The following is a 16,987-nucleotide window of genomic DNA, read 5'->3' on the forward strand; positions in this document are numbered from 1 at the left end:
GAACATCGCCTCCGAGCTGCCAATCGGCACCTGCACGCATCGCTGGCGGCCGAAGTCAATTTACGGACATAGTTTTACAGTCTACCAAGCTACCATGCGTGGCGGGCTCACTGTGAGCGCACGCCGCGTCATTCCCGATGCCCCCCTGAAGGTACTTCTCTTGATGCTTGGCCGCGGTCTCCTAGCCCTTTTCCTCCTGACTTCGGCCTGCCCGGCATGGTCCGCTTCCGATAGCGAAGACCTGCCGATCCGCAGCCGCCAGATCAGTAATTTCGCTGTCGGCTCCAGCGCCACCCGGTTTGGCGCCCTGGAGTTTCTCGGCGGTCTGGAGATGACCTCGTCAAATCCGCTGTTCGGCGCGGTTTCGGCAATCCGCTTTCGTCCTGACGGCAGCTCTTTCGTTGCCGTCATGGATACCGGCCACTGGCTGGAAGGTGCGGTAACCCGCGACGAGCAGGGACGGCTTTCCGGTATCACCAACCTGACCGCCACGCCGATGGCGGATCGTAACGGTGATGTCGGCCTGGCGAAATGGAAGGTGGATTCCGAAGGGCTTGCCCTTCGAGAAGGCCAGGCGATCGTCAGTTACGAGCAGGCCCATCGCATCGACATCTATCCGGATCCGGGTTTTGCCGGCTCGAAGCCGATCGGAAGCCTGGCATTGCCGTTTCCGATCAGCGAGCTGCGCAGCAACGCCGGCATTGAGACGATCGCGGTCTCGCCGAAGGATAGCCCCCTCGCGGGCGCCATGATCGCCATTGCCGAACGCAGCGTCGACAAGGCGGACAATCTTTTGGCCGGCATCCTCGACGGGCCACAGCGCGGCGCATTCAGCGTCGTGCGCAAGGATCCCTATGCGGCAACCGATGGTGCCTTCCTGCCGAACGGCGACCTCTTGCTGCTGGAGCGACGTTTCTCCTTCGGCTCAGGTCTCGGCATGCAGATCCGTCGGATCCCAGGCGATAAGATCAAGCCCGGCGCGGTCGTCGACGGCGAAGTCCTCCTCGAAGCGGACATGGGCTACCAGATCGACAACATGGAAGGCCTCGACGTCGTCGTGCGTCCCGACGGCGAAGTGCGGGTCATCGTCGTCTCCGACGACAACCATTCGATCCTCGAGCGCAACCTGATGCTGGAGTTCCGGCTCAACACCGCGCTGACACAATAAGCCAGCCAACTCCTGAATAGTGCGATCCGCCCGATCGTGTGGAGATCCGGCCAAGAGCCGGTGAAGGATCGAGCCGTCTCGCTCGGCGGGGCTGCGCAGAGGCCCGAACAAGCTCGTCCGATGCTTGACGGTGTCCCGGCAAAGGCCTATTGGCCGATTGTCCGTTGAAGGAGATTTATGCGCAGAGGCTGAAAATTTACCCGCATTCGCGGTTGTTCAAGGCGCCGAACAGGCGTCCCTCTTGACGCATATCTATTGAACGGAAAAACCATGAAAAAAATGGGTGTGATGATCCGCGCCTATCGTGCTGCGGATTTGGAAGAACTGTCGGCCATCTGGTTCGAGGCCTCGATAACGGCGCACGCTTTTGTCGGCGAGGCGCGGTTGTGTGAACAGCGCCTGTTGATCGAGACCGTCTATCTGCCGAACGCGGAGACTTGGGTCGCCATCCGGGACGGCGAACCGGCCGGGTTCGTCAGCTTGCTCGACGATTTCATCGGCGGGCTGTTCGTCTCGCCGCGACACCAGGGTGCCGGCATCGGCCGCTTGCTGGTTTCGCATGCCCTGCAGCTGAAGGGGCAGCTCCGCTTGGAGGTCTACACCGCCAATTCGCAGGCCTATGCCTTCTACGAGAACCTCGGCTTTGAAGAACAGTCCCGGCGGTCGGAAGACGACGAAGGGCTGCCATTCGAAAACGCTCAGATGCTTTTGAAGCAGCGCTAGAAGGTGAGGCGCGGGGAAGGGCGGCTGCTGCTCTTCCCCGCGCCTTGCAATCGACGCCCGGTCGCCGCTTCGGCGCGGGCCGAGGCGTGCCGGCAGGCGGCCCTTAGGCCGCCTGCTTTTCCGCAGCGGGCATGGGCTTCACGATGCTCATCAGCGCGCCATAGGGGAGCAGCATGACGAGGCCGCAGAGGATCTTCACGCTCAAGTCACCGACCGCCCAGGAGATCCAGCGCGGTGCTTCAGCCGCAAGTACGCCGAGGAGCGGTGCGGTTTCCAGCGCAAAGCTGTCGTTCGGGCCGAAGAACACGAAGAACGGTGCGAACGCAAAGGAGAAGAACATTGCGGTATCGAGCGCCGAGCCGATCAGCGAGCCTGCGAGCGGCGCATGCCACCAGCTCTGACGGCGGAGCCGGTTGAACACCGATATGTCCAGGAGTTGACCGAACAGGAAGGCCGAGCCCGACGCGATAGCGATGCGCGGCGTGGCGGCGACGATGGAGAGCAGAATGGCGACGATGAAGCCTGCGACTACCACGCGACGCGCGATGCGCGGCCCGAACTGGCGGTTGGTAAGGTCGGTCACCAGGAAGGCGAAGGGATAGCTGAAGGCGCCCCAGGTGAGGAGATCGCCGAGCTGCATACCGGCAATCGAGCCCGGTAGCGGAAACTGAACGAGGATGTTCGAGGCGACGACCACGAGGGTCATCAGCGCGACATAGACGAAGAAAGTGCGGTTGATCAGCATTTTTTTATCCTGGGGTATGCCACCAGCTAGAGGGATGAAAGCAGGGCAGTGCACCCGGCCGATGAAGGCAAAAGCGCGTATCGGTTAAGAAACGTGCGCACGAGAAAAAGGCTTGCCGGATGAACCCGCAAGCCTTTTAAACGCGTGTCAAAGACGGTGCGCTGGCGCCGATTAGGCGGCTTCAGCAACCTTCTTGACGATCTGGCGACGCAGCAGGCGAGCGCGCATGCTCAACTCGTTCTCGTCCGACTTCAGCAGGAAGGCGTCGAGGCCGCCACGGTGTTCAACCGAGCGGAGAGCAGCTGCGGAAACGCGCAGGCGGTAGCGCTGGCCGAGAGCATCGGAAATCAGCGTGACGTTGCACAGGTTCGGAAGGAACCGGCGCTTGGTCTTGTTGTTGGCGTGGCTTACATTGTTGCCCGACTGGACGCCCTTGCCGGTCAATTCGCAACTACGGGACATGGTACACCTATTCTCTTTATCGCCGCCGGACAATGCGGTAGCGGGCCCAGAGCCCAGGCCGCGTTCCTAGGCCATTATTGGAAAGTCGCGGTTCTATAGTCAGAGACGGCCCGCCCGTCAAGCCAAACCTCTTGCATTCTCGGAAAACCGCGGTTTTTCCCGGCCGATCTGCCCATGCGAAGCGCTATCCGGGCAACAATAATGGTGCGTGAGACCCATTCCAAGCGGTTTTGCTATGCGCTATTTCTTGACCGAGGACACACGACGGTTTGGTTCCGTGATTGGACCGACCGCGTAGCCGGCGACAGCGAAATGGCGCAGAAAAGCCGTAAACACCCTGCATTTCAGGGTATTGCGGCGATGTTCAAGTGATGGATTCCTAAAGGCATGAAGTTGCGAAATGGCTTTCGCGGGGCAATGCTGCTTTCGGCGGTCTTGTTTTCCACAGCATCATCGGCCGCCGATGCCGAGCATCTGACGGATTACAGCATCTCGCTGTCCGGTCTGCCGGTGGCGCGCGCCTCATTCCACACCGAGGTTCAGAAGAATCGCTACACGATATCGGGGACGCTGAAATCGGCGGGCCTGCTCGATATCCTCAGCCGCACGTCGGGCCAGACACAGGTTTCCGGCGTTGTCGACAAGGATTACCTGCGCGCGTCGCAATATTCGATGTCCTATCGCAGCGGCTCGAAGAGCCGGGCGATCAGCGTTACCTACCGCAACGGCAATGTCGTGCATGCGAGCATGACGCCGAAGCGCACGCCTTTGCCGAAGAACTGGGTGCCGGTCACCTCGCGCGACATGCGCAACGTTCTCGATCCGCTTTCGGGGCTGATCATTCCGGCGCAAGCGCGCGTCTGCCCCAACACCCTGCCGATTTTCGACGGCGAGTCGCGGCTCGACATCAAGCTTTCGCCGAAGGGCACCAGGCCTTTCAAGACGAAGGGCTTCGAAGGCGAGGTGATCGTCTGCGGCATCCGCTTCGTGCCGAAGGCCGGCTACAAGAAGGGCCGCGAGGACGTCGAATATCTGCGGCGACTGCAGACGATGGAAATCTGGTTCGCCAAGGCTGAGACCATGAATGTCTATGCCCCCGTCTATGTCCGCATCCCCACCAAGCTCGGGCCGGTCACGGTCTCGGCGACGCGATTTGGTGGTTGACGCGCGATCGCGTGCAACTAAAAGGTTAAATACCAGCAAGCACCGTGATTTTGACGGCGCAGGTTTCCGTTGAGAGAAATCGCGCCCGGGGACGACTATGAAACTCAAGGCAACTCTGATCGGTTTTTCGGCCATCCTGATGTGGTCGCTGCTCGCGCTGTTCACGGCGGCATCGGGCAAGATGCCGCCGTTCCAGCTTTCGGCAATCTGTTTCCTGATCGGCAGCCTGCCCGGCCTTGCGGTGCTTGTGGCAAAACCGGAGCGCCTGGCGCTGCTCAAGCAGCCGGCGAAGGTCTGGATCACGGGCATTGCCGGCCTCTTCGGCTATCACTTCCTCTACTTCACGGCGCTGCGCAATGCGCCGGCGGTGGAGGCCGGGCTGATCGCCTATCTCTGGCCGCTCTTGATCGTTGTCGGTTCGGCACTGCTGCCGGGGGAGCGGCTGCGCTGGTATCACATCGCCGGCGCGCTTGCGGGCCTCGTCGGCACGATCCTGATCGTCGCGCGCAACGGCGTCGCCTTCGACGATGCCTATCTCATCGGCTATGGCGCGGCCTTCCTCTGCGCCTTTACCTGGTCGGGTTATTCGCTGATCACACGCCGCTTCGAGGCGGTTTCGACCGATGTGGTCACCGGCTTCTGCCTTGCCACCTCGATCCTGTCCTTCGTCTGCCATCTCGCGCTCGAAACGACGGTCTGGCCGGCGACGACCTTCGAGTGGCTGGCGGTCGCGGGCCTCGGCCTCTTGCCGGTGGGGGCGGCCTTCTATGCCTGGGACTTCGGGGTGAAGAACGGCGACATCCAGCTTCTCGGCGTTTCGAGCTATGCAGCACCGGTGCTCTCGACGCTGATCCTGATCCTCTTCGGCTTTGCCGAGCCATCCTGGCGCATAGCGCTTGCCTGCCTGTTCGTCACCGGCGGGGCGGTGCTCGCCGCCCAGGATCTGATCTTGCGCAAGGATGCCGCGGCCACCCAGCCGGCGGAATAGTCCGAAAGATCGCTATCGGGTTGGCGGCTGCCAGTCGGGGGCTGCCATCTCGAAGGCGGCAAAATCGAAGGCCGGCGCGACCGTGCAGCCGACCAGCGTCCAATCGCCGAGCGAGGCAGCCGACTGCCACCAGTTGGCCGGCACCACGCCCTGCGGCCGCTCACCGTCCCGGATGTCGGGCCCAAGCCGCAACGTCTCGGCGGGCTTCCCGTCCTCGGCAATGCTGAGTTCGAGTGGCGCGCCGGCGTGGTAGTGCCAGATCTCGACGGCGTCGCGGACGCGGTGCCAGTGCGAACGGTCGCCACGCTCAAGCAGATAATAGATCGCCGTCGAATGACCCCGCGGGCCGCCGGCCGTGTCACGGAAGGTCTCGATGTACCAGCCGCCCTCCGGATGGCGTGTGAGGCCGAGCGCCTCGATGACCTCTTCCGCCGTCTGTGCTTCAGCCATCAGAAGTTATCCTTCCGCTTGCGGATTTCCGCAAAGACCGCGGCATCGTCGGCATCTCGCAGGCCGAGATGGGCGCGAATGCCGGGATCGGCGGCGCGCAGGAACGGGTTCGTACGCTTCTCCAGGCCGATTGTCGTCGGCGCGGTGAAGCCGCCGTCGCAGCGGATTTCCTCGATCTCGGCAGCGCGCGCCTTGAGTTCGGCATTGTCGGGATCGACCGTGACCGCGAAGCGGGCATTGGAGAGCGTGTATTCGTGGCCGAAATAGACGGTCGTGTCGTCCGGCAAGGCCATCAGCCGGCTGAGAGACTGCCACATGGTCGCCGGCGTCCCCTCGAACAGACGGCCGCAGCCGAGCGCAAAAAGCGTGTCGGCGGCAAAGAGCAGCTTGTCCTGTGGAAAATGGAAGCAGATATGGCCGGCGGTATGGCCGGGTGTTTCGATCACCTCGACGTTGCGGCCCGCAAACTCGAAGCGTTCGCCATGACGCACCGTCTTGTCGAGGCCCGGAATTTTCGCGGCCTCGTTGAACGGACCGATGATGATGGCGCCGAAGCGGGCTTTCAACGCGTCATTGGCCGCGACGTGGTCGCCATGATGGTGCGTCGTGAGAATATGGGTAAGCGTCCAGCCGCGGCGTTCCAGCGCCTCCAGGATTGGCGGCTCCTCGGGCGCGTCGATCGAGGCGGTCAGGCCGCTTTCGGGGTCGTGGATCAGCACGCCGAAATTGTCGGTGCGGCAGAGGAAAAGATCGAGTTCGAGCGCGGCCATGGCAGGTCCTCCGGTCAGGAGAGGGGAGATGCTGCCGAATGTAGCGAGCCTTACCTTGAAGTCTACCGCTTCGAAGCTAACATGTTGCGAATGCATACCGATATTGTCGACCTTCGCGAATTCTATCACTCCGAGCTTGGCCGGATGGCGGAGCAATCCGTCACCATGGCGCTTTCGTCCGTCTGGGCGCGGCTGCCGGACGAGCGGCTGGTCGGCCTCGGCTATGCCGTTCCCTATCTCGAGCGGTTCCGCAAGGACACGGAGCGCACCTTCGCCTTCATGCCTGCGGGCCAGGGCGCGGTGAACTGGCCGGTTGCCGAGCTTTCCTCGACGGCGCTGGTGTTCGACGAGGAATTGCCGCTGCCGGACGCATCGATCGACCGGGTGCTGATGGTGCATTCGCTGGAATTTGCCGAAAGTCCGCGCGAGACGATGAAGGAGATCTGGCGGGTGCTGGCGCCGGGCGGCCGGCTCGTGATCGTCGTGCCCAATCGACGCGGCGTCTGGGCACGCATGGAGCATACGCCCTTCGGCTCCGGCCGACCCTATTCGCGCGGGCAGCTGACGGCGCTGTTGCGCGAGACCAACTTCACGCCGGGGGCTACGGCCGACGCGCTGTTCTTCCCGCCGTCGAAGCTCCGGGCGATCCTGCGGCTGCGCCGAGGCTTTGAGCGGCTCGGCCGCTGGCTCTGGCCAGTGTTCTCAGGCGTCATCGTCGTCGAGGCGCAGAAGCGGCTTTACCAGGGGCTACCGGTTGCAGCGCGTGCGTCCCGCCGTGTCTTCGTGCCGGTGTTGGCGCCGCAGGGCGTGCCGAGCACACGCGAACGGCCACGCCTCACCCGATAAGGCGCTGCGTACAGGCGGCGGACCCTCGACAAAAGCCGCTTGCGCCGGTAATGGCTTGACCTCTTTTCCTGCCTATAGCGCCCCGCGCCTCCCAAGGCGCGACAAAGGTCGCTGTGGCACCTTGATGGCCATAGAAAGCTGACCCGATGAGCCTTGCTTCGAAGAGCCCTGAGCCGCGTCCCGGCATCCTTGACATTGCCGCCTATGTGCCAGGCAAGGAGCATGCGCCGGGTGTCGCCAAGGTGCATAAGCTCTCGTCGAACGAAACGCCGCTCGGTGCCAGCCCGAAGGCGATAGAAGCCTTCCAGGCGATGGCCTTCAATCTGGAGCGCTATCCGGACGGCCAGGCGCGGGCGCTGCGGGAGGCGATCGGGGCCGTTCACGGGCTCAATCCGGCAAACATCATGTGCGGCAACGGCTCGGACGAATTGCTCGGGTTGCTGTGCCACACCTATCTCGGCCCCGGCGACGAAGGCATCATCACCGAGCACGGTTTCCTTGTCTACAAGATCCAGATCCTGGCGGCCGGTGCGACGCCCGTAACCGTCGAGGAAAAGGATGCGCGCGTCGATGTGGACGCCATCCTTTCCGCGGTCACCGAGCGGACCAAGATGGTCTTTCTCGCCAATCCCGCCAATCCGACCGGCACCTATATCCCGGTCGACGAAGTCCGCCGGCTGCATGCGGGCCTGCCCGAGGGCGTGCTCCTGGTGCTCGACGCCGCCTATGCCGAATATGTGCGCCGCAACGACTATGCCGCCGGTCTTGAGCTCGTCTCGGCCAGCCGCAACGTGGTAATGACCCGCACCTTCTCGAAGATCTATGGTCTTGCCGGCCTGCGCATCGGCTGGATGTATGCGCCGCCGGAAGTGATCGACGCGGTCGACCGTGTCCGCGGGCCGTTCAATCTCAGTGCGCCTTCCATTGCGGCGGGTGCGGCGGCGATCCGCGATCAGGCTTTCGTCGCAACGGCGGTCGATCACAATCTCACCTGGCTTGCCCGCGTTGCCGAAGCGCTCGAGGCGATCGGGCTCCGCATCACGCCGTCGGTCACGAATTTCGTGCTGATCCATTTCCCCGACGAGGCCGGCAAGCGGGCGGAGGAGGCCGATGAGTTCCTGACCCGCCGCGGCTATATCCTCAGGGCAGTCCGCAGCTACGGCTTCCCGAATGCGTTGCGCATGACCATCGGCTCCGCGGAAGCCAACGAGGGCGTCATCGCGGCGCTGACCGAATTCATGGGACGGAAATAATGGCTCAGCAGTTTGAAACGATCGCCCTCATCGGCATTGGTCTGATCGGCTCGTCGATCGCGCGCGAAATCCGCGAGAAGCAACTCGCCGGCACGCTCGTGGTCTCCACGCGCAGCGAGGCGACGCTGAAGCGGACGCAGGAACTCGGGCTCGGCGATCGCTATACGCTGTCGGCCGCCGACGCCGTTCGCGACGCGGATCTCGTTATCGTCTCGGTGCCGGTCGGCGCGTCCGGTGCCGTTGCCGCCGAGATCTCAGCCCATCTGAAGCCAGGCGCCATCGTCACCGACGTTGGTTCGACCAAGGGTTCGGTGATCGCACAGATGGCGCCGCACTTGCCCGAGAACGTGCATTTCGTGCCGGGGCACCCGATCGCCGGTACCGAGCATTCCGGCCCGGATGCCGGCTTCGTCGGCCTCTTCCGCGGCCGCTGGTGCATCCTGACGCCGCCCCCTGGCGCGGATGAGGAAGCGGTGGCGCGGCTGCGGCTTTTCTGGGAGACGCTCGGCTCGATGGTCGAGGAGATGGACGCCGAACACCACGACAAGGTGCTGGCAATCGTTTCGCACCTGCCGCACATCATCGCCTACAACATCGTCGGCACGGCTGATGATCTCGAGACCGTTACCGAATCCGAAGTCATTAAATATTCGGCTTCGGGCTTCCGCGACTTCACGCGTCTGGCGGCATCCGACCCGACCATGTGGCGCGACGTCTGCCTGCATAACAAGGATGCGATCCTGGAGATGCTGGCGCGGTTTTCGGAAGATCTCGCCTACCTCCAGCGGGCGATCCGCTGGGGCGACGGCGACAAGCTGTTCGATCTCTTTACCCGCACCCGGGCCATTCGCCGCTCGATCATTCAGGCCGGCCAGGACACGGCGATGCCGGACTTCGGTCGCCATGCCATGGATCAGAAATAGCCTGAGCAGATCAAGGAAGACCGTGGAGCGGTCTTCCTTCCTATGAGGCGTATGATCGTAGCCTAGAGGGTCGGCAGGACGCCGATCGGGATGAAGGCGAGGAATGCCGTGCCGTCGCGCACGTTGAGCTTCACGGTCGCCTCGTTCTTGCCGTTGGCGAGAGCCTTCAGCATGTTGGCGGTGTTGTCGACGAGGTTGGCATCATCCGGGATCAGGGTGACCAGATTGGCGCGCCAGGCCTCGATATTGGTCATCGTCAGCGAGAACTCGCCAGAAATCAGTCCCTGATCATTGACCGAGAACGGCCCGGAAAGCTTGGCGTTCATGCCTGAGCCGAGGTCGAGGGTGAGCTGTCGCAGCTCGCCCTTGCTGCCGCGAAACATCTCAGGCGTCGGCGGGGTTGTCATCCATCCGGCCCGGTCGGTGAAGGTCAGGTCGGCGGCGACGGTCGCCGGCGGTGCGAGGCTCGGGCCTTCCTCGGGCCGAACGTCCAGTTTGTCGACGCTCAAGGCGGCGTCGAGATCCGCGCCGTTCTGGCGCAGGTGCAATTCGCCGTGGCTGGCGCCGAAGCCAAATCCGTCGCCTTCAAGCGGCAATCGCAACCGGCCCGTCAGGTTGTCGTAGGTTAGCGACGTGCGGTCAACGCCGGACAGGGTCGCGCGCACGCTCGCATGCAGCAACGTCCAGTCGGCGAAGATGTTGAGGCCGGGGGAAGCCCGGATCTCGGCCGGGCCGTCAAGCTCGATCACCGCATGGCCCGGCTGGTAGACCTGGGCAGCGGTCCTCAGCGCTCCGAACGAGGCCGAGGTGCCGTTGCGGGTGTCGTCCAGATGGACCTTGTCGCAGAAGAGGCCGATGCGGAACGGGAAGCCGCGCACGTCCATGTTGGTGCATTCGCCGCCGAGGCCGGCCGCCTGTCCTTCAGCGAGGCGGGTCGCAAACCGCTTCTCGATCTGGTCGGCGGCGAGAAACCAGCCGGCCGAATAAACGCCTGTGACAAGCACGATGCCTGCCAGGAGCCAGCGGAATTTCCGGCTGACCGGCGATGGGTTGGAGACTGCGGTGGCCGACATGGGCGGGGGTACCTCACTCAAAACAGGATGGAGGCTGCCTTTCGGGTGGCGCCATCGATCCGCAAAACTATTCTTTCCTTCGGCCGCAGGAGGACGACCTTGTCTCTTTCGTGCCGGGATGCTGTGCCGTAGAAACCGAAAATGGCTCACCGTCCCACGCGACCGATCGTGATTCGGCAGTGAGAACAGCAGCGCGGGTTGAATGACAGTGGATATGGACGAATTTTGGGTCTTTGGCTACGGCTCGCTGATGTGGAACCCGGGCTTTGCCTTCGAGGAGAAGCTCACGGCACGTGCCTTCGGTTTTCGCCGCTCACTCTGCGTGCATTCCTGGGTTCACCGTGGCACCGAACAGCGGCCGGGGCTGGTGCTTGGGCTCGACCGCGGCGGCTCCTGCATCGGGACGGCGTTTCGCGTCCAGCGCGGGCAGCAGGCGGATGTCGTCGATTATCTGCGCGAGCGTGAACTGGTGACCCACGTCTACAAGGAACGCACCATGCCGGTGCTGCTTGCCGACGGCCGACGCGTTCCGGCGCTCGCCTACGTCATCGACCGCGCCCACGTCCAGTATGCGGGCTCGCTGACCACCACGGAGGCGGCCGGAATCGTCGCGGTTTCGACGGGAAAATCCGGGCCGAACAGCGAATACGTGTTCAACACGCTCGCCCATCTCAAGGAGATGGGCATCCGCGATCACTGGCTGGAAGAGGTGGTCGGATTGCTGCGGCAGGCGCCGCGTTCAGCCCGGGCCTGAAGGCTCAGGCCCGGCCTTCTGCCTTCAGTTCCTTCAGCCGCTGCTCGGCGGTCGGCGGCAGTGGCAGGTGCGGATTGGCCTTCACGGTTTCGACGAGCAACTCGTCGCTCGCCCTCTCGGTTACCTCGACGAGCTTCGCCAGGAAAGCGTCCGGGTCCATGCCGGCCTCGATGGGCGGCAGGATGCGAACCTTGAAGTGGCCGGGAAAGCGCAGGAACTTGCGGCGCGGCCAGAAGAGGCCGGGATGCATGGCGACCGGCACCACCGGCACGCTGAGGTCGCGGTAGAGGCGGGCGATGCCGTATTTGTATTCCGGCGGAGCGCCCGGCGGGCGACGCGTGCCTTCCGGGTAGATGATGAGCTCGCGGCCGGTTGCCATTTCCTGCTTGGTGCGGTCCATCACGCCGGTCATCGCCTTGCCGCGGGCCGCGCGATTTACCGGAACCATGCGTTGCTTGAGCACATACCAGCCGAAGAGCGGGATCCAGGTGAGCTCGCGCTTCAGGATATAAAAGGGATCGCTGAGCCAGGGGAGCAGCGCATAGGCATCCCAGAAGGACTGGTGTTTGGGAGCGAAGATATAGGGAACCTCGGGGATATTCTCCAAGCCTTCGATCTCGAAGGTCGTGCCGACCATCTTTTCCATGAGCCAGTGGTTGCTGCGTACCCAGTTCTTCGGCACGAACCACGCCTTCTTGCGCGGCAGCAGGAAGTAGATCGGGGTCAGCACGATCATCTGCACGATCAGATTGGCGTAGAACACCATGTTGAAAAGGATCGAACGCAAGACGATCATCAGGCACGCTCTCACAGGCGAGGTCTCAAGGGGACCGGCGTCTTTGAGCCGGTTGATCGCTGCCTACACGATTAAGTGCTGAAGGAAAACTGCTCTGTTTCACTTTGCAGTGGCGAAGGCTGTTCCTGCCGGCCCTTATTCTTCGGCGGGCGTCGCGCGCGATGCGTCGGTGCGCAGGCCGCTGGTCGGGCGGGCGCCGGCGAAGTCGCGTATCGAAGCCACCGTATACTTGCCGAATTCCAGAAGGATCGACTTCAGCACCATCGGATTGCGCAGCCAGTTTGTGGTCTTCAGATCGGAGTTGACGACCGGGTAGGGGATGAACTCCGTTTCCGGCCGGGCGCGGCGCAGTTCCAGGAGGCTGCGCGGCATGTGATAGTTGTTGGTGACGACGAGCACGCTCGCATAGCCGCGATCATGGATCCATTGCGCCGCTTCCGTGGCATTTCCGATGGTATCGATCGCCTCATGGCCGATGTCGACGCAGCACTTGAAAAGGTCGGCCGAGCTCTGGGTGTTGCGGCGGATCTGGCTGCCTGTGGTCGTTGGGTGAACCCCGGAGATCAGCAGGCGCTTGCCGGCGCCACCCTTCAGAAGATCGACCGCCTGGTCGATGCGCTGGAAACCGCCGGTCAGGACCACGATCGCATCGGCCTTCGGATGACCCGGCGGCTGCAGGGAGGCGACCGTGTCGGCAAAGTTCAGGAAGGCGGCGATCAGGATTGCCAGCGGCAGGAGCAGGACGAAGAAGGTTCGGCGGAGGATTTTGCGCAGGAGACTGCGGGACCGCCGGCGATCGTCGGCTTGCCCGTGCCATTTATCTCCTCCGGCCATTCCGTTCCCGCGTAGCTCTCGCGCCATCATGATTCTCTTCACATAGCCGCAGATTGCGGCAAGGAATAGATCGAGTGGCGGCGAAACATCAGGCGGCTCAGCTTTGGTAGAGGTCGGTACGGCCGGGGTCCGAGCGGATGAGGTCGATTTCGTAGATCGTGCGGGTAACCGTCAGCCGCGCCGTAACGGTCGTCAGGATGGCGATGACGACGATGATCGCGGCAATGCCGAGATAGCCACCATAGCCGATGGTGAAGGTACCGAAGAGGGCGGTGGCCTGGTCTGTCTCGGGGGTCGCCAAGGTCCGTGACTGCCAGAAACCCGCGATCGCAAAGAAAAGTGCTGCGAGCAGACCGCCGGCGCCGGCGCCCTTGAGGCTGATCCTGAGGAAGTGCTTCTGGAATTCCGACGCGACGAAGCCGGCTTCGGCACCGACGAAATGCAGCACCTCGACGATATGGCGATTGCCCGACAGCGCGCCGCGCGTTGCGAAGACCACTGTCAGCACCATGGCGGAAAAGACCAAGGTCAGCACGCCGGTGCCGATCATGGCCGTGGTGTTGGCCATGGCGACCAGCCGGTCGACCCAGGTGCGATGGTCATCGAGGAAAGCCTGCGGGATTATTTCTGTCAGCGCCTTGCGCATGGCCGCAAAGTCCGGCGGGTTGCTTTCGTCGATGGTGATGATGACGAGGCGCGGCACGGGCAATTCGTCAAGATCGAGGCCTTCGCCGAGCCAGGGTTCGAGCAGGCGGGCGGTGGCGGCCCGGTCGACGATCTTGCCGTCCGTCGTGCCACTGAAGGTCAGCGCCAGGTCGCGGGCATCCGCCAGCGCCTTTTCCATGTCGAGATTGTCGTCGGGCTTGATCTGGATGGTGATCTCGCGGGAGATCTGCGATTGCCAGCTCTGGGCCGTGGCTCGCACCATGCTGACGCCGCCGAGCGTCAGGCAGGCGAGGAACGACATGATGGCGATGACGCACATCAGCGCATGGCCCGACACATTGCTCGACGGCACGATCGGGCCGGTCGGGCGCACGCGCATTTCCGTCCGGCGCTGTTGTGCCTCCGGTGCCTGTTCGGGCACATCCTTTTGGTGTTTCGTGCGGCTGTCACTCATAGATGTCGAGCCGCCCTTGCGAAAGGATCATGCGCCGCGCCTCCACCTGGTCCATCAGCGACAGATCGTGGGTGGCGATCACGACCGCCGTGCCGAGCCGGTTGAGCTCGAGGAAAAGATTGAGCAGGCGCCTTGCCATCGGCGGATCGACGTTGCCGGTCGGCTCGTCGGCAAGCAGGATCTCCGGCCGGTCGATCAGCGCCCGAGCGATGGCGGCGCGCTGTTTTTCACCGCCGGAAAGGACCGGTGGCAGCACGTTGATGCGCTCGCCGAGACCCACCCATTTCAAAAGCTCCAGCACGTCTGCACGGTAGCTCGTCTCCTCCTTGCCGCGCACGCGCAACGGCAGCGCGACGTTCTCGTAGGTGGTGAGATGATCGAGCAGGCGAAAGTCCTGGAAGACGATGCCGACGCGCCGGCGCAGCATCGGGAATTCTTCGCGCGGGATCGACGAAATGTTGCGGTCGAACATCCGGATCAGGCCGCGTGTCGGCTGCAGCGAGAGGAAAAGAAGCCGCAGCAACGTGGTCTTGCCGGCGCCCGACGGACCCGTCAGGAACTGGAATGAACGGCGTGGAATGTCGAAGGTCAGGTCCCGGAGGATTTCCGGTCCCATGCCATAGCGCAGTCCGACGTTCTCAAAGTGAATCAAGCGGCAGCCCAGTCTCTCTCACGGCCCTGCAACCGACGGCCGGTTCCGGTCCTCCGCGCATAGGACGACCAGCCAAGAAAGGCAAAACCGCCAGCGGAATCATGGTTAAGTGACGGTTAATTTTTCATGAAAAGGCGCCGCTTTCGCGACGTCTTTCCGAAACATTAACCATTCCGGTTTACGTGTCGGAAAGATTTGATGCAATGCCTAGTTCTTGCACCGCATGAGGCTTGGCATTGCCCGAGGGTTTCGCAGACAAACTGGCCGCCTGCGGCCGTGTTCTCTTGCGGGACAGGAGGAAATGATCATGCAGGCATTCCGGACCAAATCCGCCAGCAACAACGCCGATACAGATTTCCTGCCGCCCGAGCGCGGCGGACGCGACGGGGCTTCAGCGCCGAGGCGCGCCGACTATGTGGATGCGGAATTCGAGGTGATATCCGCTTCGTCGCGCCGCACGCCCTATCCTGTTTTCAACGACAATGCACAAACGGGCAGCCGCAGGCGGCCGACGCTGACGGTCGTGGAGCAGGAGCCGTCGCTCGGCGCTCGATTGTTGCGTCTTGCCGAGACGCGGCTGCGCGACATGCCGGCACGCCGCTTTGCCGGGATGGTCGCGGGCGTTGCGCTTGCTTCCTTCCTGGCGATCGTCGGCTTTGCCGGCGATGGACAGGCCGACGTCCAGCCGCTGACGATATCGGGGATCAAGAGTGGGCTCGACTACTCCGGCGGCATGCGTGTGCTGTCCGTCTATGGTTCGATCGACAATCGCTCCGATATCGAGCAGCGATTGCCGCTCGTCGTGGTGGAGATTGCCGCCAACGGGCGCAAGGTCACGACGACACGGGTGATGCCCGAGGGTGCTGCCGTCGCGCCCGGTGAGAGCCGTCATTTCATGACGAGACTGCCCTATGCGGGTGGAAAAATGCCGGATGTGACGGTTTCCTTCGCCGAAAACGGTGTTTCGGCCCGCTGATTGTGCTAAGCGGCGCCAAAGGGAAGGCTTAAGGTCTTCCGGATGAAACGCTGGAGAAGCCTTGATGCCCGTTGTTCGCGGTAAGAATATCGAACCTCTCTATACGGCCGAAACCATCGCTGCCCGCAACAGCGAGCTCGCCGGAATGATCGTCAACGGCCCGCACAAGGATCTGCTGGTGATCGCGGTGCTCAAGGGATCGTTCATCTTCGCGGCCGATCTGATCCGCTCGATGCATACGGCCGGTCTGGCACCGGAAGTCGAGTTCATCACGCTGTCGAGCTACGGCACCGGCACCGTTTCGCAGGGCGTCAAGATCACCAAGGATATCGACAGCGACGTGCATGGGCGCGACGTTCTGCTGATCGACGACATTCTCGAATCCGGCCGCACGCTGCGTTTCGCCAAGGAACTGATGTACGAGCGCGGCGCCCGCAACGTCACGATCGCCGTGCTGCTCGACAAGCGGGTCAAGCGCAAGGTCGAACTCGAGGCGGATTATGTCGGCTTCGAATGCCCCGATCACTTCGTCGTCGGCTACGGCATGGACGTCGCCTATGCCTTCCGCGAGCTGCCTTTTGTCGGTGTTGTCACCGGCGACGCCGAGTAAATGTCTCGATTTGGGGCATGCGCCCTGAAATCCAGTCGTTCGGCGTTTACGGAACACAAACGAAAAACTGGTTGTTTTGGTGCGTGCCGCAGTGATTCTCGACGGGGATCGGCGGCGCTGCAGCGCCAGTGTGTCTCCCGATGATCCACGCCCGCTGTACTTTTGGATCAGGTGCGGGTGCCGGCGTGAACGCCGGACTCGGAAGCGAACGCGGAGGCCATGATGGCGAAGATCCTGATTACCGAGGACGAGGATGCATTGCGTTCCTTCGTTGCGCGGGCCCTGAGGCTCGACGGCCACGAGACGGTCGAAGCGGGCGATGGGGCCGATGGCCTTGCCTGCCTGGAGGCCGAGGCGTTCGACCTTCTCCTCTCCGATATCCGTATGCCCGTGATGGACGGCATCGAGCTGACGCACCAGGCGTCGGCGGCCTTTCCGGCCATGAAGATCCTGCTGATGACCGGCTATGCCGAGCAGCGCGAGCGGGCTGACGATCTCACCGACAAGATCGTCGACGTCATCTCCAAGCCCTTCTCCCTTCCCGATATCCGCAAGGCAGTCGCGCTGGCGCTGGCCGCCTGACGGCCAGACCTGCCGGCCCACAGCAACAGGACTGCGACCCGGCGCATCGATTGGATGCGACGGGAGCCGTTGTCATGTTCTGCCGTGATGAGGCAAAG

20 protein-coding genes are annotated in these 16,987 nt (G+C 63.1%); 11 read left to right on the forward strand and 9 right to left on the reverse strand.

Features of this window, described 5'->3' with window-relative positions:
* The first annotated feature begins 163 nt into the window (after positions 1-163).
* Positions 164-1,168 (forward strand): esterase-like activity of phytase family protein, encoded by a 1,005-nt coding sequence (locus tag IB277_RS18895; RefSeq protein WP_090299925.1) that lies wholly within the window; start codon positions 164-166, stop codon positions 1,166-1,168.
* 270 nt (positions 1,169-1,438) lie between these two features.
* Positions 1,439-1,891, forward strand: a complete 453-nt coding sequence (locus IB277_RS18900) for a GNAT family N-acetyltransferase (protein ID WP_162731774.1) — start codon at positions 1,439-1,441, stop codon at positions 1,889-1,891.
* A 103-nt stretch (positions 1,892-1,994) separates the two neighbouring features.
* Here the strand turns inward: IB277_RS18900 and IB277_RS18905 are convergent, their stop codons facing one another.
* Both IB277_RS18905 and rpmB read right to left on the reverse strand, forming a co-directional pair.
* Positions 1,995-2,636: a VUT family protein gene (locus IB277_RS18905; RefSeq protein ID WP_034806565.1), complete on the reverse strand. Its 642-nt coding sequence runs from the start codon at positions 2,634-2,636 to the stop codon at positions 1,995-1,997.
* 171 nt (positions 2,637-2,807) lie between these two features.
* Positions 2,808-3,098: a 50S ribosomal protein L28 gene (gene rpmB, locus IB277_RS18910; protein WP_034806568.1), complete on the reverse strand. Its 291-nt coding sequence runs from the start codon at positions 3,096-3,098 to the stop codon at positions 2,808-2,810.
* Positions 3,099-3,485: 387 nt separating this feature from the next.
* Between rpmB and IB277_RS18915 the strand changes: the two genes are divergently transcribed.
* Complete coding sequence (locus IB277_RS18915) at positions 3,486-4,262, forward strand: DUF3108 domain-containing protein (RefSeq protein WP_034806574.1); 777 nt, start codon at positions 3,486-3,488, stop codon at positions 4,260-4,262.
* A gap of 97 nt (positions 4,263-4,359) precedes the next feature.
* Complete coding sequence (locus IB277_RS18920) at positions 4,360-5,250, forward strand: DMT family transporter (RefSeq protein ID WP_089044491.1); 891 nt, start codon at positions 4,360-4,362, stop codon at positions 5,248-5,250.
* Between the two features lie 12 nt (positions 5,251-5,262).
* Here IB277_RS18920 and IB277_RS18925 read toward each other — a convergent pair whose 3' ends face one another.
* The gene (locus tag IB277_RS18925) at positions 5,263-5,700 is read right to left on the reverse strand and encodes a cupin domain-containing protein (RefSeq protein WP_060518510.1); all 438 of its coding nucleotides are present in this window, start codon (positions 5,698-5,700) and stop codon (positions 5,263-5,265) included.
* Complete coding sequence (gene gloB / locus IB277_RS18930) at positions 5,700-6,470, reverse strand: hydroxyacylglutathione hydrolase (protein ID WP_090299893.1); 771 nt, start codon at positions 6,468-6,470, stop codon at positions 5,700-5,702. The genes IB277_RS18925 and gloB overlap by 1 nt, the downstream gene beginning before the upstream one ends.
* A gap of 81 nt (positions 6,471-6,551) precedes the next feature.
* On the opposite strand from gloB, the gene IB277_RS18935 reads away from it, so the two are divergent.
* The 3 genes from IB277_RS18935 to IB277_RS18945 all read left to right on the forward strand — a co-directional run bounded on the left by IB277_RS18935 (position 6,552) and on the right by IB277_RS18945 (position 9,492).
* Complete coding sequence (locus IB277_RS18935; protein ID WP_089044490.1) at positions 6,552-7,316, forward strand: class I SAM-dependent methyltransferase; 765 nt, start codon at positions 6,552-6,554, stop codon at positions 7,314-7,316.
* A 146-nt stretch (positions 7,317-7,462) separates the two neighbouring features.
* Complete coding sequence (hisC, locus tag IB277_RS18940; RefSeq protein ID WP_034806587.1) at positions 7,463-8,569, forward strand: histidinol-phosphate transaminase; 1,107 nt, start codon at positions 7,463-7,465, stop codon at positions 8,567-8,569.
* The gene (locus IB277_RS18945) at positions 8,569-9,492 is read left to right on the forward strand and encodes a prephenate/arogenate dehydrogenase family protein (RefSeq protein WP_034806590.1); all 924 of its coding nucleotides are present in this window, start codon (positions 8,569-8,571) and stop codon (positions 9,490-9,492) included. Before hisC ends, IB277_RS18945 begins: the two co-directional genes overlap by 1 nt.
* Before the next feature lie 62 nt (positions 9,493-9,554).
* Here the strand turns inward: IB277_RS18945 and IB277_RS18950 are convergent, their stop codons facing one another.
* Entirely contained in the window at positions 9,555-10,565 is a 1,011-nt protein-coding gene (locus IB277_RS18950; protein ID WP_090299891.1) for a DUF2125 domain-containing protein, read from the reverse strand.
* Positions 10,566-10,767: 202 nt separating this feature from the next.
* Between IB277_RS18950 and IB277_RS18955 the strand changes: the two genes are divergently transcribed.
* On the forward strand, positions 10,768-11,319 hold the full coding sequence (locus tag IB277_RS18955) for a gamma-glutamylcyclotransferase (protein ID WP_060518502.1): 552 nt from the start codon (positions 10,768-10,770) through the stop codon (positions 11,317-11,319).
* Positions 11,320-11,323: 4 nt separating this feature from the next.
* Here the strand turns inward: IB277_RS18955 and IB277_RS18960 are convergent, their stop codons facing one another.
* From IB277_RS18960 to ftsE, 4 genes are all read right to left on the reverse strand, one after another.
* Positions 11,324-12,115, reverse strand: coding sequence for a 1-acyl-sn-glycerol-3-phosphate acyltransferase (locus IB277_RS18960; protein WP_060605800.1), 792 nt, complete (start codon positions 12,113-12,115; stop codon positions 11,324-11,326).
* 135 nt (positions 12,116-12,250) lie between these two features.
* On the reverse strand, positions 12,251-12,949 hold the full coding sequence (locus IB277_RS18965; protein ID WP_060581207.1) for a YdcF family protein: 699 nt from the start codon (positions 12,947-12,949) through the stop codon (positions 12,251-12,253).
* A 97-nt stretch (positions 12,950-13,046) separates the two neighbouring features.
* Positions 13,047-14,069: an ABC transporter permease gene (locus tag IB277_RS18970; RefSeq protein WP_162731776.1), complete on the reverse strand. Its 1,023-nt coding sequence runs from the start codon at positions 14,067-14,069 to the stop codon at positions 13,047-13,049.
* Positions 14,062-14,721 carry a cell division ATP-binding protein FtsE gene (gene ftsE, locus IB277_RS18975; protein WP_034806610.1) on the reverse strand — a complete coding sequence of 220 codons (660 nt, stop codon included), beginning with the start codon at positions 14,719-14,721 and terminating at the stop codon, positions 14,062-14,064. The genes IB277_RS18970 and ftsE overlap by 8 nt, the downstream gene beginning before the upstream one ends.
* Positions 14,722-15,028: 307 nt before the next feature.
* Here ftsE and IB277_RS18980 point away from each other — a divergent pair, with 307 nt between their 5' ends.
* From IB277_RS18980 to IB277_RS18990, 3 genes are all read left to right on the forward strand, one after another.
* Positions 15,029-15,697 (forward strand): hypothetical protein, encoded by a 669-nt coding sequence (locus tag IB277_RS18980; RefSeq protein ID WP_060518649.1) that lies wholly within the window; start codon positions 15,029-15,031, stop codon positions 15,695-15,697.
* A gap of 64 nt (positions 15,698-15,761) precedes the next feature.
* Positions 15,762-16,307: a hypoxanthine phosphoribosyltransferase gene (gene hpt, locus IB277_RS18985; RefSeq protein WP_034806612.1), complete on the forward strand. Its 546-nt coding sequence runs from the start codon at positions 15,762-15,764 to the stop codon at positions 16,305-16,307.
* 222 nt (positions 16,308-16,529) lie between these two features.
* Positions 16,530-16,889 carry a response regulator gene (locus IB277_RS18990; RefSeq protein WP_034806737.1) on the forward strand — a complete coding sequence of 120 codons (360 nt, stop codon included), beginning with the start codon at positions 16,530-16,532 and terminating at the stop codon, positions 16,887-16,889.
* The last annotated feature ends 98 nt before the right edge of the window (positions 16,890-16,987 follow it).

The sequence above is a fragment of the Ensifer sp. ENS07 genome, from assembly GCF_014852185.1.
Classification (GTDB): Bacteria; Pseudomonadota; Alphaproteobacteria; order Rhizobiales; family Rhizobiaceae; genus Ensifer; species Ensifer adhaerens.

Excerpts from the sequence above, each read along its gene's own strand:
- gloB (WP_090299893.1), bottom strand. The coding sequence starts at position 6,470 with ATGGCCGCGCTCGAACTCGATCTTTTCCTCTGCCGCACCGACAATTTC.
- IB277_RS18905 (WP_034806565.1), bottom strand. The coding sequence starts at position 2,636 with ATGCTGATCAACCGCACTTTCTTCGTCTATGTCGCGCTGATGACCCTC.
- IB277_RS18920 (WP_089044491.1), top strand. The coding sequence starts at position 4,360 with ATGAAACTCAAGGCAACTCTGATCGGTTTTTCGGCCATCCTGATGTGG.
- hpt (WP_034806612.1), top strand. The coding sequence starts at position 15,762 with ATGCCCGTTGTTCGCGGTAAGAATATCGAACCTCTCTATACGGCCGAA.
- IB277_RS18945 (WP_034806590.1), top strand. The coding sequence starts at position 8,569 with ATGGCTCAGCAGTTTGAAACGATCGCCCTCATCGGCATTGGTCTGATC.
- IB277_RS18990 (WP_034806737.1), top strand. The coding sequence starts at position 16,530 with ATGGCGAAGATCCTGATTACCGAGGACGAGGATGCATTGCGTTCCTTC.
- hisC (WP_034806587.1), top strand. The coding sequence starts at position 7,463 with ATGAGCCTTGCTTCGAAGAGCCCTGAGCCGCGTCCCGGCATCCTTGAC.
- IB277_RS18900 (WP_162731774.1), top strand. The coding sequence starts at position 1,439 with ATGAAAAAAATGGGTGTGATGATCCGCGCCTATCGTGCTGCGGATTTG.
- IB277_RS18925 (WP_060518510.1), bottom strand. The coding sequence starts at position 5,700 with ATGGCTGAAGCACAGACGGCGGAAGAGGTCATCGAGGCGCTCGGCCTC.
- rpmB (WP_034806568.1), bottom strand. The coding sequence starts at position 3,098 with ATGTCCCGTAGTTGCGAATTGACCGGCAAGGGCGTCCAGTCGGGCAAC.
- IB277_RS18955 (WP_060518502.1), top strand. The coding sequence starts at position 10,768 with ATGACAGTGGATATGGACGAATTTTGGGTCTTTGGCTACGGCTCGCTG.
- IB277_RS18965 (WP_060581207.1), bottom strand. The coding sequence starts at position 12,949 with ATGGCCGGAGGAGATAAATGGCACGGGCAAGCCGACGATCGCCGGCGG.
- IB277_RS18980 (WP_060518649.1), top strand. The coding sequence starts at position 15,029 with ATGCAGGCATTCCGGACCAAATCCGCCAGCAACAACGCCGATACAGAT.
- IB277_RS18960 (WP_060605800.1), bottom strand. The coding sequence starts at position 12,115 with ATGATCGTCTTGCGTTCGATCCTTTTCAACATGGTGTTCTACGCCAAT.
- IB277_RS18915 (WP_034806574.1), top strand. The coding sequence starts at position 3,486 with ATGAAGTTGCGAAATGGCTTTCGCGGGGCAATGCTGCTTTCGGCGGTC.
- IB277_RS18970 (WP_162731776.1), bottom strand. The coding sequence starts at position 14,069 with ATGAGTGACAGCCGCACGAAACACCAAAAGGATGTGCCCGAACAGGCA.
- IB277_RS18895 (WP_090299925.1), top strand. The coding sequence starts at position 164 with ATGCTTGGCCGCGGTCTCCTAGCCCTTTTCCTCCTGACTTCGGCCTGC.
- IB277_RS18950 (WP_090299891.1), bottom strand. The coding sequence starts at position 10,565 with ATGTCGGCCACCGCAGTCTCCAACCCATCGCCGGTCAGCCGGAAATTC.
- IB277_RS18935 (WP_089044490.1), top strand. The coding sequence starts at position 6,552 with ATGTTGCGAATGCATACCGATATTGTCGACCTTCGCGAATTCTATCAC.